Below are 14,332 nucleotides of genomic sequence, written 5' to 3'. Positions count from 1 at the left end.
CGGGCGTTCCGGCGCGGTTTATGCCGCAGGCGGAGTGCTGTTGTGTCCGAGCAGTTCCCCAAGGAACGGTCCCGCTTCCCGGTAGCGCTCGAACAACGCTCCGGTGAGGGCTTTGGTTCCCCTGAGGGGTTCCCTGGTGGGCACCCGCTGAAGCCGTCCGTAGCCCGGCACGTCGAAGATGACTGAATCCCAGCTTGCGCCAACCACATCCTTGCCAAAGCTGCTGATGCATTTGCCCCGGAAGAAGGCGCGGGTGTCGGCGGGGGGCTCTGTCACCGCAGCGGCAATAGCGGCATCCCCCACCACACGCTGCATGCGGTTCCTGGACAACAGGCGGTAGTAGAGGCCCTTCTCCGGCCTGATGTCGGCCCACTGGAGATCCACCAGGCCAAGCCGGGCGTCGTTCCACTGCAGTCCATCGCGCTGCCGGTAGCCGTCAAGCAGCGTAAGTTTCGCCAGCCATTCCACGGAAGTGGCAGCGGCAGCCCTGTCAGTGTCCAGTTGGGTGAGAACGGAAGCCCACCGTTCCAGAACGTCATGGGTGTGCCCGTCACCGTCCAGGGCGTCGCCCACGCCGGTGTCCTGGGCCAGCTTGGCCGCGGCCTCGTGGTACATCCACTGAATGTCCAGGGCTGTGACCCGCCGTCCGTCCAGCAGGCGCAGCTTTGCGGTGAGCGAGGTATCGTGGCTGACCGTTTTGAGTGCCGCGACGGGCTCGTAGACCTCGATTTTGGGAGCCAGCCCTGCCTCGATGAGGCTAAGGACCATGGCCGTGGTACCGAACTTGAGATAGTTGGACACCTGGCTGAGATTGGCGTCACCGATGATGACGTGGAGGCGCCGGTACTTGTCGGCGGTGGAATGGGGTTCATCCCTGGTGTTGATGATGGGCCTGCGGATGGTGGTCTCCAGGCCCACCTCGGCCTCGAAGAAGTCCGCCCGCTGGCTGACCTGGAAGCCGGGCGTTGAGCTGTCCTGTCCTATCCCCAGCCGGCCGGCGCCGCACACCACCTGCCGGCTCACAAAGAAGGGCGTGAGCCCGCGGACAATGTCGCCGAAAGGGACAGACCGGGGCATGAGGTAGTTCTCGTGGGAACCGTAGGACACGGACTTGTTATCCGTGTTGTTCTTGTAGAGGTTGACCGGCGGGAGGGCGGGATCCGCGGCCAGCCGGCGGACGGCAGCGAGCCCCACCAGGTCGCCGGCAGCATCCCACGCCACCGCGTCCCGCGGGTTGGTGACCTCAGGGCTTGAATACTCGGGATGGGCGTGGTCGACGTACAAGCGGGCACCGTTGCCAAGGACCATGTTCATCAGCAGGGTCCCGGACTCGTCCTGGCCGTCCAGCTCGAGTTCCTCACGGCCGTAGGCCAGGGCCACCGCCTCAGCATCAAGCACGGGCGGCTGGTCGGTCAGCTGGCTGGGGTGTGCAGCGCCACGGTCCACGGTCCAGCCCCGGGCATCGTGCAGGGGCTCTTCATCGGTGTAGTCCCAGCGGGTTTCGGCACCGCCGGCCGCCCGCTGCCTGGTGACCTGGGCATAGGCCTGCACCACCCGGGCACTCATCATGGTGGCATTTGCCGAGGGAGCGGAGGGAGCGTGGATGCCGTACTCCGTTTCCGCCCCCATCACCCGCATGGCCCCGCCGACGGGGAGTGATTCCCCGGCGGCAGGTCCCTTTGCATCCGTCATAGATACTGCCCCGTGGTTGGCATCGTCTCGATGGACTTGCCCGGCTCCTGCCCGGCCTTGCCCTGGACGATGGTACGGATATAGGTGATCCGTTCGCCCTTCTTGCCGGAGATGCGCGCCCAGTCGTCGGGGTTGGTGGTGTTCGGCATGTCCTCGTGTTCGCGGAATTCATCCACCACCGCACGCAGCAGGTGCTCGATGCGGAGCCCCTTCTGGTGCGTGGTCAGCAGGTCCTTGATGGCGTACTTCTTGGCCCGGTCCACCACGTTCTGCACCACGGCGCCCGAGTTGAAATCCTTGAAGTACAGCATCTCGGTGTCGCCGTTGGCATAGGTGACCTCGAGGAACTCGTTGGACTTGTCCGTGGAGTACATGGCTTCAACGGTGCGCTGGACCATGGCGTCAACCGTGGCCTGGATGTCTCCGTTGTGTTCAGCGAGGTCCGACTCGTGGAACGGCAGGTCCGTGGTGATGTATTTGTTGAAGATGTCTGCAGCGGCTTCCGCGTCGGGACGCTGGATTTTGACTTTCACATCCAGCCGGCCGGGCCGGAGGATGGCGGGGTCGATCATGTCCTCGCGGTTGGATGCACCGATGACGATGACGTTGTCGAGGCGTTCCACGCCGTCGATCTCACTGAGGAGCTGGGGCACGATGGTGGTTTCGACGTCGGAGGAGATTCCGGTGCCTCGGGTGCGGAACAGGGAGTCCATTTCGTCGAAGAACACCACGACGGGGCTGCCGTCCGAGGCCTTTTCCCGGGCGCGGGAGAAGATCAGGCGGATGTGCCGTTCTGTTTCACCCACGTACTTGTCAAGGAGTTCAGGCCCCTTGATGTTCAGGAAGTAACTCTTCAGGTCCACGTTCCCGGACCGTTCCGCGGCGCGGGCAGCGAGGGAGTTGGCGACGGCCTTGGCGATAAGGGTCTTGCCGCAGCCCGGAGGACCGTACAGCAGGATTCCCTTGGGGGCCTTCAGCCCGTGTTCACGGTAGAGGTCGGGGTGCAGGAACGGCAGTTCGACTGCGTCCCTGATTTGCTCGATCTGGGGACCAAGGCCGCCGATGTCCTCGTAGGTGATGTCCGGAACTTCTTCGAGCACCAGGTTCTCCACCTCGGAGCGCGGCACCTTCTCAAGGGCATAGCCGGTCCGGGAATCGACGGAGAGGGCATCACCGACCCTGAGCTTCTCGGCTTGGAGCGCACCGGAAAGCCGGACCACGCGTTCCTCGTCGGCCCGGCCAACCACCAGGGCCCGGTCACGCCCCAGCATCTCCTTCAGGGTGGCAAGCTCGCCGGCGCGTTCATAGCCGAGTCCTGCGACGATCAGGAGTGCTTCGTTGAGCAGTACCTCCTGGCCAACCGCCAGTTGGTTGACGTTTACCAAGGGGCTGATGCCCACCCGCATCTTCCGCCCGGCGTTGAAGATATCCACCGATTCCTCGGTGGAAGCCTGGCCGCTGTTGCCCGGGGAAGGCTGCCGCTTCGGATTGATCTGGAGGATGGTGCCGAAGCTGTACGGCGGCTGCCCTTCCTGGTCCAGGGCATTTTTCAGCCGGAGAATCTCCGCCTTGGCCGTCTCAAGCATGCTGACCAGCTTGGTGTTGTTCTGCGTCGCCGCTGCCAGCTGGCGGTCGATGTGCCTGAGCTTGTCCCGAAGTATGTTGACCTGGCGGTCAGCAACCGAGAGGTCGTTGGCGGCAGACTGCTCTGCCGGTGTACGTCCGGAGTCCTGGTTTGGTGTCTCCATGATGTATCAGCCCCTTCCTGCGCTTCTCTTAAAGACATTAGTCCCAAGATGCCGGGTAGGGATGGAGACTCCCGAAATGTGGACTAGTTCGTAACCTCGGGCGTGTCCACCACGTTCGTTCCCGCGATGGCGTCCCGGGCCGCGCGCCGCAGCTTCTTGTCAGATACTGCCCGCTCCCCTACTGCGCCGGGAGTCCAGGCATTGACGTCCTCTTCGTTGAATTCGGTCTTGGACGGCCGGCGCTTGACCGAGATGCCGGTGACGCCGTCGGCGAGACGCCGGGTGACCAGCAGGAATCCGGTGTGGGCCACCATGCGGTGGTCCGGCCGGACCGCCAGCCCTTCCAGGTGCCATCCGCGGACCAGCGATTCCCAGGCGTCGGGTTCAGTGAAGCGGCCGTCCGCACGGATGGCTTCGGCCGTTCGGGAGAGCTGTGTGACGGTTGCTACGTAATTGATCCAGACGCCGCCGGGGGCAAGGACGGTGGCGACGGCGTCGAGGCATTCCCAGGGTGCCAGCATGTCCAGGACCACGCGGTCCACGGAGCCGGGCTCTTCAGCCTTGACCACTTCCTCCTGGAAGTCGCCGAGGGAAATCTGCCAGGCAGGGTGCGGGCCGCCGAAAATGGTCTCCACATTTCCACGGGCGATGTCGGCGAACTCTTCGCGCCGCTCGAAGGAGTGCAGGTAGCCGTGGTCGCCCACGGCGCGGAGCAGGGAGATGGACAGGGCGCCGGAGCCGACGCCTGCCTCCACCACGCGTGCGCCGGGGAAGATATCCGCCATGGTGACGATCTGCCCTGCATCCTTGGGATACACGACGGCGGCACCGCGAGGCATGGACAGCACGAAGTCGGAGAGCAACGGGCGGAGGGTCTGGTACTGCTGGCCAACATTGTTCACCACAACGGAGCCGTCCACCTTGCCGATGATCTCGTCGTGGTTGAGGAAGCCCCGGTGGGTGTGGAAGGCGCCCCCGCGCTCAAGCGTGATGGTATTCATGCGGCCGCGTTCGTCGGTGAGCTGGACACGCTCGCCTTCGCGGAAGGGGCCGCGGCGACGTGCAGCTCCCACCGGCTGCGAGCCGCCGGCTGGAGCACCGGCCTGCGCTGCTCCCGTGGCGTCGTTGACCGCAGTTTCGCTGCTCATGATGTTCCTCGCTCCTGTAAACCCTTTGTGCCGCAGCCAAAGTCCCAGGGAAACCGGGGCTTTGCGGCGGCAATGCACGACCGGCAGGTAACTCTACCGGTTCTGCCCCTGCGGGTGCTTATCGTTGCGCTGCCTCTTTCCGGTGATGGCCGCCAGGACAACGTCCTGGGTCAGCAGCCCGGTGACCCCGCCGTTGTGGTCCACCACTGCATAGTGGCGTCCCTCAACCTGCGATAGGAACTGGATCAGCTCCTGCCCTTTGGACCATTCGGGGACATAGGCGCCGGCAGCCAAGGGAAAAGAAATAGCGGTGACGGGGGTTGAATCAGCGGCTGCCCCGGGCACCGATGCCAGCGCACCGGGGTCCACAACGCCCTGCGGCCGGCCGTCGGGCGCGCACACCACCACGGACTTTGTTCCGGCAGCCGCCAGGCGGAGGGCCTCGCGGACGGTGCCACTGGCAGGTATGCCCACGGCCGGCGTCGACAATCCCGCTGCGCTGACCAGTGGGAGCCGTGCCCGCAGCGTGCCCTGCTGGATGGAAGCAGAGGCACCCATCCAGAGGAATCCGCCCACCAGCACCGTGATCATGAGGAGGCTGAAGTCCGGCTCCTCGCCGGCGAGGTACGGGCGAAGGAGGAACCAGTAGGCAATCGCCAGGACGATGATGCGCCCGCCCCAGCCGGCGGCCACGGTTCCTTTCGCCTGGCTGCCGGTGGCCTTCCATACGATGGACTCGACCAGGCGGCCACCGTCCAGCGGCAGGCCTGGCAGGACGTTGAAGACGGCGATCAGGAAATTGGCCCACATGAAGATGTTGGTCAGGATCTCCGCGACACTTCCCAGGCTGTTGGTGCCCAGCAGCAGCCAGGCCCCGCCGGCGAGGAAGAAATTGGCTGCCGGGCCGGCCAGCGCCACCAGTACGGACCGGCCGGGCGAAGCTGTGAAGCTTTCGAATTGCGTGTGCCCGCCCCAGAGGTTGAGGACGATTTTTTGCGTGGGCCATCCGTAGATTTTGGCGGTGAGGGCGTGGGCGAGTTCGTGCACCAGCACGGAAATCAGGAGCAGGACGGCGTACGCGAACGCCACGATATAGGCGCTCATGCCGAGCATGGGATTGTTCCGCGCCAGAACTGGCCCGTAGGCGATGACTGTGAAGGCTGCGATCACGAACCACGAGTAGGCAAGAACGACCGGAACGCCGGCAATGCGTCCCAGCGGGATCCCTTCACGTCGCCCTGTCGTGGCCGGGGTTCCGGGTTCCGTACCCTGTTGAGTGCCCGGTTCAGCCACGGGAGTCACCGACGGCCGCGGCGGCGGGCCGGGTTGCCCCCGCCTCCAACAGCAGGGCTTCGAGCTCTACCAGGCCGCGGCCGGACAGCGAGTCCCAAAGCGCATACCTGCCGTCGTCCGGCAATGGAACGATGTGCGGAACAGCCACGGTGGTGACGCCGGAGGCGACGGCCGCGGCAACGCCGGGGACGGAATCCTCAAGGGCTACGCAGTGGTGGATTCCGAGATCAGGGTCGCGTTCCTGCAGCATTTCGACGGCGGTCAGGTACGCCTCCGGGTGTGGCTTGCCTTGGGTAACAGTGTCGCCGGTGACCAGGACTTCAAAGTAGGGGCGGGGCAGGCTGGCCACCACTTCCCGGGCCAGCGGCCCCTCGGACATGGTGACCAGGGCGCAGCGCACGCCCGCCAGGTGCAGTTCCTCGAGGAGTTCACGGGCGCCCGGTCGCCATGGCACCTGCTGCTGGACGCTGCTGATGACCTGGGCCGTCAGGGAATCGATGATCTCGCGGATTCCGAGCTCGACGCCGGCCTGCTGGAGCAGGCCCGCGGAGAACGTCAGTGACTGGCCCACCAGTTGCATTGCCTGGTCATGGCTCCAGGTCCCGCCATGGGCTTCCACCAAGGCATGCTCGGCGGCGATCCAGTATGGCTCGGTGTCCACGATGGTCCCGTCCATGTCCCAGAGGACGGCTTTGAGCGGGGAACCGGCGGCAGGATTTCGCATGCAGCCAGTCTACGGGGCGGGGCTGGACGGAGGCTGTGGGCTACGCCCTTGGCGAATATGAAGCAGGCCTGGTGCACTTTGCGCCGTTTACCGGCGTTTTGCGGCGCTTCATTCCATGCGCGAGTGTCCACCTTGGACGTAGGGTGAAGAAATGAATAGCTTCGAGGGAGACACCGCCGAACAAGGTGCCGGACCCGAGCGGGAACGGTTCCTGCAGCCGGTGGCTGACGGACAGCGCGTAACCGTAATGCTTGCCGCCTTCGAGGGGTGGAACGACGCCGGAGAAGCGGCCAGCGATTCGCTGCGGTACCTGAACAAGTTGTGGGGTGGCAAGAAGGTGGCATCGATCGATGCCGATGAGTATTACGACTTCCAGTTTACGCGCCCCACCGTCCGCAGGAACGCTGCCGGTGAACGCAAGATCAAATGGCCCTCCACGAGAATCTATAAGGCCAGCGCGCCCAACTCCAATGTGGATGTGATCTTCGTTCAGGGGACCGAGCCGTCCTATAAGTGGCGCGCCTACACCGCTGAGCTGCTGGTCCATGCGGAGGCTCTGAACGTGGACTACGTGGTGCTGGTGGGGGCGCTGCTGGCCGATGTCCCGCACAGCCGCCCCATCCCGGTCAGCACGTCATCCGATGATGCCCAGCTTCGGGAACGCATGAACCTGGAAGCGTCACAGTACGAAGGCCCCGTGGGCATCGTGGGGGTCCTGTCCGAGGTGGCGCTGCTGGCCGGAATACCGACCGTATCGCTGTGGGCCGCGGTGCCGCACTATGTGGCACAGGCGCCCTCGCCCAAGGCACAGCTCGCCCTCCTGCACCGCATCGAGGAGCTCCTGCAGGTGCCGCTGGATACCCAGGAGCTGGCGGAGGAAGCGGACGCCTGGGAGCGTGGCGTGGACGAATTGGCCACCGAGGACCCGGAAATTGCCGCCTACGTACGCCAACTGGAGGAAGCCAAGGACACCGCCGACCTGCCCGAGGCCAGCGGGGAGTCCATTGCCCGCGAGTTTGAGCGCTACTTGAAGCGGCGGGGCCAGGACCGGCCCTGACGCGGGAGAGACGTTAACAGGAAGGAGGCGGGGCCGAGAGAAATCCTGGCCCCGCCCCCGACGCTTCTATGTTTGTCAAGCGGGTGGAAAGTGGGCGCGGGTGCTGACCACCGGCTCGCCCTCTCCCCCGGGCGTTTTTTGCGTGCTGCCGGAGCATTGCGGAGCTGTGCCCGGCGAAGCGGGCACGTGCGATCCGCAGGACAGCAGCAGAAAACAGAAAAGCGCTTTTACAGCCCGAGCGAAGCGAGGACGGTGCAGTAGACCTGGGCGCTGGCCAAATGAGGCCGGAAAGCGGAGTCTTCGAGCAGCGCGTGGTTTTTCGGTCTAGGTTGTGGTGCTCTGGCGTGCGGCGCGGGCTTACTGGTGGCGGTAGAGCGTTGCGCTGCTCCAGACAACGAGACGGGCAGCGTCCTCGGCGGTGCGGCCTTTGGCGCGGGCGTCCCGGGCGATCGCGAGTTTGTCCGCGATGACGGCCGGGTCGGCCGAAGCGTGTGCCGTTCTGGCGTGCTGCGGCGATGCCGACATTGACGCGCTCGACGATGAGCTCGCGTTCATACTCGGCAAGAGTTGCGAGCATGTTCAGCATTAGCCGGCCGGTCGAGGTTGCCGGGTCGATGCCATCGGAGATGGAAAGGACCTGAACACCGCGGCCGCGCAGCAGGGCCACCGTGTTCAGCACGTCGATGAGCGACCGGCCCAGCCGGTCGACCCGCCACACAACAACGGTGTCACCCTCCTCGGCATACTCGAGGAGCCTCTTCATTCCGGGCCGCTCAATCGCCGTCTTGCTTCCGGACGTCACGTCAGCGAAGACATCGCGTTTTTGCACACCGGCAGCGACCAACGCATCCAGCTGGAGCTGGGCGTCTTGGCTGGAAGTACTGACGCGGGTGTAACCCAGTAGCCTCACACGGCAATTCTGACTCGAAAAAGCCCCGATGCACCTGCGGCGAGACGATTTACCGCGAGACGCCTTTACGAGACGACGGGTACGCGGCTATTCCGACTGCTGGCGCGGCCGTCGCTGGCCCTCTCGAGACCCGGGGCCAGTGTCTTGAAATGCTGTAGTTTTCCGGACAAGAGTTGGAAACTTCAGACCGACCTGGAGAGCCGTGCCACAAACCCGGTCACTTCCGACCGGGCGATCATCCAGGCGTCAGCAAGGGGTAGGAAACCAAGTTTCTCAATTCCTAGATATGATCGACACGCCAACTGATGCTAGGACACATACTCCGAAAGCCGCACAGTCCTGGTACTTCGCCCAACCAACTTTCCAATCCTCACGCAATCAGCAGGAATCATCGTGGACGAACACCTTCTACTTATGCGCCGGTAGACTCTTTTGAACTAATTCAATAAACAAGGCAAGATCCTTGCCGTTCTGACCGTAGTCAAACAGTGTCGTTTTCAGCCTAGGCCGACAACTCGCCTGCGCCACAGTGCCCTCGGCGTCCTCCATAAGCCTCACTTCTATGACTTCCCCCCACGTCCAAAAGTTGCCCCGCACATAGACTCGCAGTCCTATGGGCCCCTCCTCCATCCGACTGAATCTGCCGTTGCTGTGAACTACCGAGCGAATTCGATCGGTGACAGCATCAGGTTCGATATTGACGCGGAATGACTTATGCGCTTCAACACCCCTGTATTCAATACCAGCTTTCGCAGCTATCGCCTTCGACTTCCTCGTTCGTGTAGCCATAACCGGGCCTAGAATAATTACTACGAGGAGGCAGATTGCGAGGACCATCAGGAAAGGAAATCCCCAAACAGGTATGGATGGAGCCTCGGCGCGAACAGTAACAGCATCGAAAAAGTTTGGCATTTCAGCGCGCCCACTCGAACCCTGGCGTGCGGCAAATAAAATTCCCATAAACAATTGATGTCATTGCCATCCGACTACCCCCGATAACAGCGCCTGCCACAGCTCCACCTGCCAGCCCGAATAGGACGCCGACTGGATTTGCGCTTGAAGCGCCCGCAGCTGCACCCATGACGGCTCCTACCAGTGCACCAATGGCCATGCCTCGGAAGAAGCCATTGGTGATTTTTTGTTGCACGCAATCGTCGGCAGCATCCAGGCCAGTCGGATCCGTCATATTGCAGGGATTTGCTTGAGCATAGGCGTATCGGTTTTGTTCTTGTCCGGAGGGGTCGGGTTGGGTGAAGCGGCCGCGGGCGGGGTGGTAGTAGCGGGCTCCGAATTTGATGCGGTTGCTGGTGGTGTCGTTGTAGCCGCCGGCGTAGGTCCAGGGGTTGGTGGCGGCACTGGTTCCGGTGGTGCCGGTGTCTTCTCCCCAGGAGTCGTAGCTGTAGGTGGCGGCTTTGGCTTGGGCGCTGTCGGTGAGCAGGATGGTCGAGCCGAGAGCGTCGGTGGTGTAGTAGTAGCTTGCCCCGCCGCTGGTGCGCATGCTGATCAGCGTACCTCCGGGGTCCGGGATGAACGAAGTGGTCCCGCTTGTCCTGGTCTGCTGGGTGACGCCCAGAGAGCCGTTCAGGAACGAGGTGCTGCCGGCGGTGAGGCGTTCGTCGTTTCGGGTTCCGGCGTAGGTGTAGTTCGTTACCGTGGAGCCGTTCGTGCCGGCTGTGAATTGGTTGAAGACGTTGTAGGTCAGGTTTGAGGCGGAGCCGCCATCGATGAAGTTGCCGTTCGCGTCATAGGAGTACTTGGTGGCTCCCGTGGTCGGGGTGGAGCAGTTCCCGTTGGTGGGTCCGTACCAGCAGAGCTGGTCCGCGGCGTTGTAGGTGGAATAGCTGGTGGCGGTCCCGGTCTTGGCGGCGGTGAGTCGGTTGCTGTTGGCGTCGTAGGTCCAGAATTCGGTAACCGTGCCGGTGACAGCGGAGGTGAGCCGGTTGAGTTTGTCGTATCCGTAGGTGGTGACCGCTCCGGTGTCGGTGGTCATGGTCTTGCGCTGCGCACCGTCTTTCGTACCGTTGAGGGTGTAGGTGTAGGCCCGCTTGGCCAAGACCGTGTTGCCGGTGTTGGTCGCGGTGATGGCCGTGATCTTGCCTGCACCGTCGTAGGTGGTGGTGTTCCTGACCCCGTTAGGGTATTTGGTGCCGGTACGGCGGTTGGCTTTGTCGTAGTCGAAGCCCGTGCATTTGGTGCCGTTCGGGAACACCAGAGTGGCTGGGCAGGAGCCGCCAGGTTCGGCCAGGGCAGTCAGCCGATTCGCCCCGTCATACCGGTACGTCACGGTCCCGAGCGGGTCGACGTAAGTCAGGACGTTCGATGCCCCGTCGTAGGTGACGGTGGTGGTGACCCCGCCGATGGTCTTGCCGGTGGGCCGGTTCTGGGCGTCCCACGTGTACGTGGTGGTGCCGGCTGCATCGACCCTGGTGGTGAGGTTCCCGGCGTTGTCATAGGTGTAGGTGACGCAGGTCGCCGGAACGCAAGTCGCGGCGTAGCGGATCTGGGTGATCCGGTCGTTGTTGTCGTAGGTGAAGGTCGCGGTCTGGTTCTTGCCATCCTTGGCTGTGGTGACCCTGCCTGCCGCGTCATAGGTGTACGTCGTGGCCCCGAGCGGGGCGGGCGGGGCGACCGTGGCCGGGTTTCCAGCCGCGTCGTAGTTGTAGGTTGTTTGGTTGCCGTTCCCGTCCGTGGAGCGGCATAGTGACCCGGGCTTGGCGCCACAGATCGTCCCTGCAGCGTCCCCCTGGTAGTACTTCCGGGGTGTGCCTCCGAGGTTGTCAGGGGTCAGGATCGCCGACGGGTTTTTGGTGTTCGGGTCGTACTGGATGGTGCTGGTGTTGCCCTCACTGGTCGTGGAAGTGTCAGGGCGGTAGTTCAGCAGCGGGTCCCCGACCGCCGTGGGGTAGGTGAAGGACACATCCCCGCCGGTGCCCGTGGAACCGGCCAGCGGGGAGGTGATCTTCGTCAGGGAATTAGTGGCGTTGTACGCCGCGGAGGTGGTCTGGCCCAGACCATTGGTGATGGTCAGCCGGTTGTCGTGGCCGTCAAAGGTGGCCGAGGAATTGTTCCCGTTCGGGTCGGTGCTCGTCAGGACGCGGGTTTTGCTCGCGTCCAGGGTGTAGGTGGTTTGTTTGCTGTTCGGGTCGGCCAGGTAGGACAGGCTTCCGTCTGTGTTGTGCGTCAAGGTCCAGGTCGCGGCCGCGGCTGATCCTTGCCCGTAGGTGATGGTGTTGACCCACCCGTCCGTGGCGTAGGCGAGGGCGGTGATGTTCGTGCGGCCGTCGGTGAAGGAGCTCAGTTTCCCGTTGGTGTAGGCGAACGTGGTTATGGCGCCGGTGGCGTCGGTGATCTTGGACATCCGTCCCTCACCTCCGCCGTATTCGATGCTCACGGTGCGGTTCAGTGAGTTGTCCGTGATCGCGGAGGGCTGGTTAAGGTTCCTCGTGTCGTTGTAGACGTAAGAGGCTGTCCGGCCCTGGGTGTCGGTCGTCTGCGTCAGCCGGCCGTTGCCGTATGTATAGGTCACGGTGTTCGGGTTCGTGCTGTTCGCATCGACGGACCGGACCAGGGCGAAGTTGGTCCCGTCGTCCTGGTAGACGTTGGTGATCCCGCTGTCGTTTAACCGCAGCCAATACTCAGTGGTGGAGATTTTCGTCAGGGACGCGTTCAGCTCCGGCGCCATCGCGTACACGCCTCCAGTGTTCGCGAAGGTGTACCAGCCACCGTCCGGGGCCGTGTAGATCATGTTCCCCGTTGCGGGATCGGTTCGTAGGGCTGTTTCCAGCCGGCCCATGGACAAGGTTGGGCGGTGGTCGTACTTCGAGTTGTATCGCCATGCGACGTTCATGTCCTGCCCGACACCCCTGATACTGAAGAGCCGTCCGGTCAGCACCGTGTTGCCGCTGGTCGGGTTGATAGCGAGTTTGGCCGAGTCGGTCAGGGTGTGCGAAACCATCGAGGCCTTGCCGCGCGACCCTGACTCCGTCCCGTTCACCGTGACCGGGGGCAGGAGGTTCGCGTTGCTGAACCAGCCCTGCGAATCAATCACGACGTGCACCGGGCTGGCGCCCTCGTTGTAGATCTTCACCGTCCCCGTGATCGCACTGGGCCGGACCACCACATTGTTCGAGACCGGATCCGCGGAGTAGTTCACAGTGCTCAGGTTCGGCTCGGGCTCATCCGCAGGCCAGACCCGCAGGAACCCGACCCCTACCGAGTTCTGCGGGGTCACATTCAAGACGACACCTGCAAGATTCGTCGACGCAGCGGGCAGGCCGCCGACCCCGGCGATCTGAACCTCGATCCTGCCATAGGCCGGGATCGGGCTGCTCGTCAGTCTTGAATCGTAGAGCCTGGATTCCACGGTAGTGAAGGCGCTGTTCGATACCTGCCCATCGAAGTAGCCCTGGATATCGACAATCACGTGCACACCAACGGCGTACGCGTAGTGCTTGATATCCACCACACCGGCAGAGTTGAGGTTCAACACCGCTGCCACTGCTGTGGTCTCATTTCTCCGGAAGTTCACCGATGTCCCAGCTCCACCGCCGGCGTCGAAGCCACCCCCGGGAAGCGTCTCAAGAATAGGGTCGGCAGTAGTGTCAGTGCTCACGACAGTGATGTTCGCGAAAACAGCCGTCGCCGTGTCCGGGACCCCGCCTTTGCCCTTTAAAGTCAGGCTCTTCACTCCCGTGCCCGTCCAGAGACCTGCAGGATAGCCGGTACCGTCACGGGTATCGATCACCCTGGAGGTCGGGACCGAGACGAAACCGCCCGGCGCGGGGGTGTCCCCCGCCGTGAAATAACCCTGCACGTCCACCATGAACTGCTGCGACGTGGAGGCAATCAGGGCAAGCTTCCCGTCCGTTCCCACTGCGACAATGGCGGAATTGGAAACAGTGTCTCCCGTCCCTGAAAACAGCACGGTCGTCTCGCGCTGCCTCCCCGTATTGGGGACCACCTGCGCGGCACTGGCACCGGTACTGTTCACCACCGTCAATGACACCAGCACAGCGTCCACACCCGTGGTGGGGACACCACCGGCCCCCAGGATCTGGAACGGGTACCAGGTATCGGGCGTCAACGGCCCCGTGATCCCGCCCAACCCTGTCCTCGTATCCACAACCCGGCCCTGCACCGGCACGAACACGCCCGCCTGCACCGAAGGAGTCGACTGCATGGGAGCCAACGATGGAGCCTGCACAGAGGCTGGAGCAACAGGGGCAGAACCCGCAATCTCAGGAACGGCGAAAGCGGGCGCACTCAGCCCAGCGATCGTAATGCCGAAAGCAACAACAGCGGTGATGGCAGCCCTGATGGCGAGAAAACCAACCGAGACAGGCCTAAAAACGGCAGAACGAATCGAGCCCTGAACAGTAGACATCCCCCACGAACTTTCTACGAACAGATCCGCGGCAATCCCCAGTTCCCGAAAGCCCGACCCCCCAACGAGTGATGCCCCGACGCTAAACCCACCCAACTCCAAGCGGCAACGATCCTGATCAAAACCTTGGACAAACCTGCGGAAGGGCCCCTCATCGTTCCAGAGAACCGTGCCTAGCTTTCGTATACTGGCGCGTTGCACTGGCTTAGCAATGCCTGGAAGTTCGGAGGACTCCCTCGCACGGGGCCGAGAATCCTAGGTGATGCGCTAGGTGTGCTCCTGTTCCAGGCAACGGGCTGCCCCGGCAGTGTGGGATGGGGCCGGTTCCGCGGTGGCGTACAGGGTGTTGAGTTGGCGGTAGAGGGTTCGGGCGATGT

At 63.4% G+C, this 14,332-nt stretch carries 8 protein-coding genes and 1 pseudogene; 1 reads left to right on the top strand and 8 read right to left on the bottom strand.

The features are described 5' to 3' along the window. Window positions 1–18 precede the first annotated feature (18 nt). From dop to ACR65K_RS05260, 5 genes are all read right to left on the bottom strand, one after another. Entirely contained in the window at window positions 19–1,692 is a 1,674-nt protein-coding gene (gene dop / locus ACR65K_RS05280) for a depupylase/deamidase Dop (RefSeq protein ID WP_440151621.1), read from the bottom strand. Beyond that, window positions 1,689–3,440, bottom strand: coding sequence for a proteasome ATPase (gene arc, locus ACR65K_RS05275; protein WP_056333908.1), 1,752 nt, complete (start codon window positions 3,438–3,440; stop codon window positions 1,689–1,691). The genes dop and arc overlap by 4 nt, the downstream gene beginning before the upstream one ends. Before the next feature lie 83 nt (window positions 3,441–3,523). After that, window positions 3,524–4,588, bottom strand: coding sequence for a tRNA (adenine-N1)-methyltransferase (locus ACR65K_RS05270; protein WP_056333904.1), 1,065 nt, complete (start codon window positions 4,586–4,588; stop codon window positions 3,524–3,526). A gap of 93 nt (window positions 4,589–4,681) precedes the next feature. Then, a complete protein-coding gene (locus tag ACR65K_RS05265) occupies window positions 4,682–5,881 on the bottom strand; it encodes a site-2 protease family protein (RefSeq protein ID WP_056334033.1) in 1,200 nt (399 codons plus the stop codon). Further along, window positions 5,874–6,557 (bottom strand): HAD family hydrolase, encoded by a 684-nt coding sequence (locus ACR65K_RS05260; protein ID WP_440151918.1) that lies wholly within the window; start codon window positions 6,555–6,557, stop codon window positions 5,874–5,876. Before ACR65K_RS05260 ends, ACR65K_RS05265 begins: the two co-directional genes overlap by 8 nt. Before the next feature lie 199 nt (window positions 6,558–6,756). Here ACR65K_RS05260 and ACR65K_RS05255 point away from each other — a divergent pair, with 199 nt between their 5' ends. After that, window positions 6,757–7,662, top strand: a complete 906-nt coding sequence (locus ACR65K_RS05255) for a PAC2 family protein (protein ID WP_056333897.1) — start codon at window positions 6,757–6,759, stop codon at window positions 7,660–7,662. 357 nt (window positions 7,663–8,019) lie between these two features. On the opposite strand, the pseudogene ACR65K_RS05250 reads toward ACR65K_RS05255, so the two are convergent. The 3 genes and pseudogenes from ACR65K_RS05250 to ACR65K_RS05240 form a co-directional block, all read right to left on the bottom strand. Next, window positions 8,020–8,572, bottom strand: a pseudogene (locus ACR65K_RS05250) (recombinase family protein). A 408-nt stretch (window positions 8,573–8,980) separates the two neighbouring features. Continuing rightward, window positions 8,981–9,409 (bottom strand): hypothetical protein, encoded by a 429-nt coding sequence (locus ACR65K_RS05245; RefSeq protein WP_156386175.1) that lies wholly within the window; start codon window positions 9,407–9,409, stop codon window positions 8,981–8,983. 76 nt (window positions 9,410–9,485) lie between these two features. Continuing rightward, window positions 9,486–13,751 carry an RHS repeat domain-containing protein gene (locus ACR65K_RS05240; protein ID WP_440151618.1) on the bottom strand — a complete coding sequence of 1,422 codons (4,266 nt, stop codon included), beginning with the start codon at window positions 13,749–13,751 and terminating at the stop codon, window positions 9,486–9,488. Window positions 13,752–14,332: the final 581 nt, after the last annotated feature.

Source organism: Arthrobacter sp. SAFR-179 (assembly GCF_059414945.1).
This window is presented reverse-complemented; position numbering and strand designations above follow the sequence as displayed.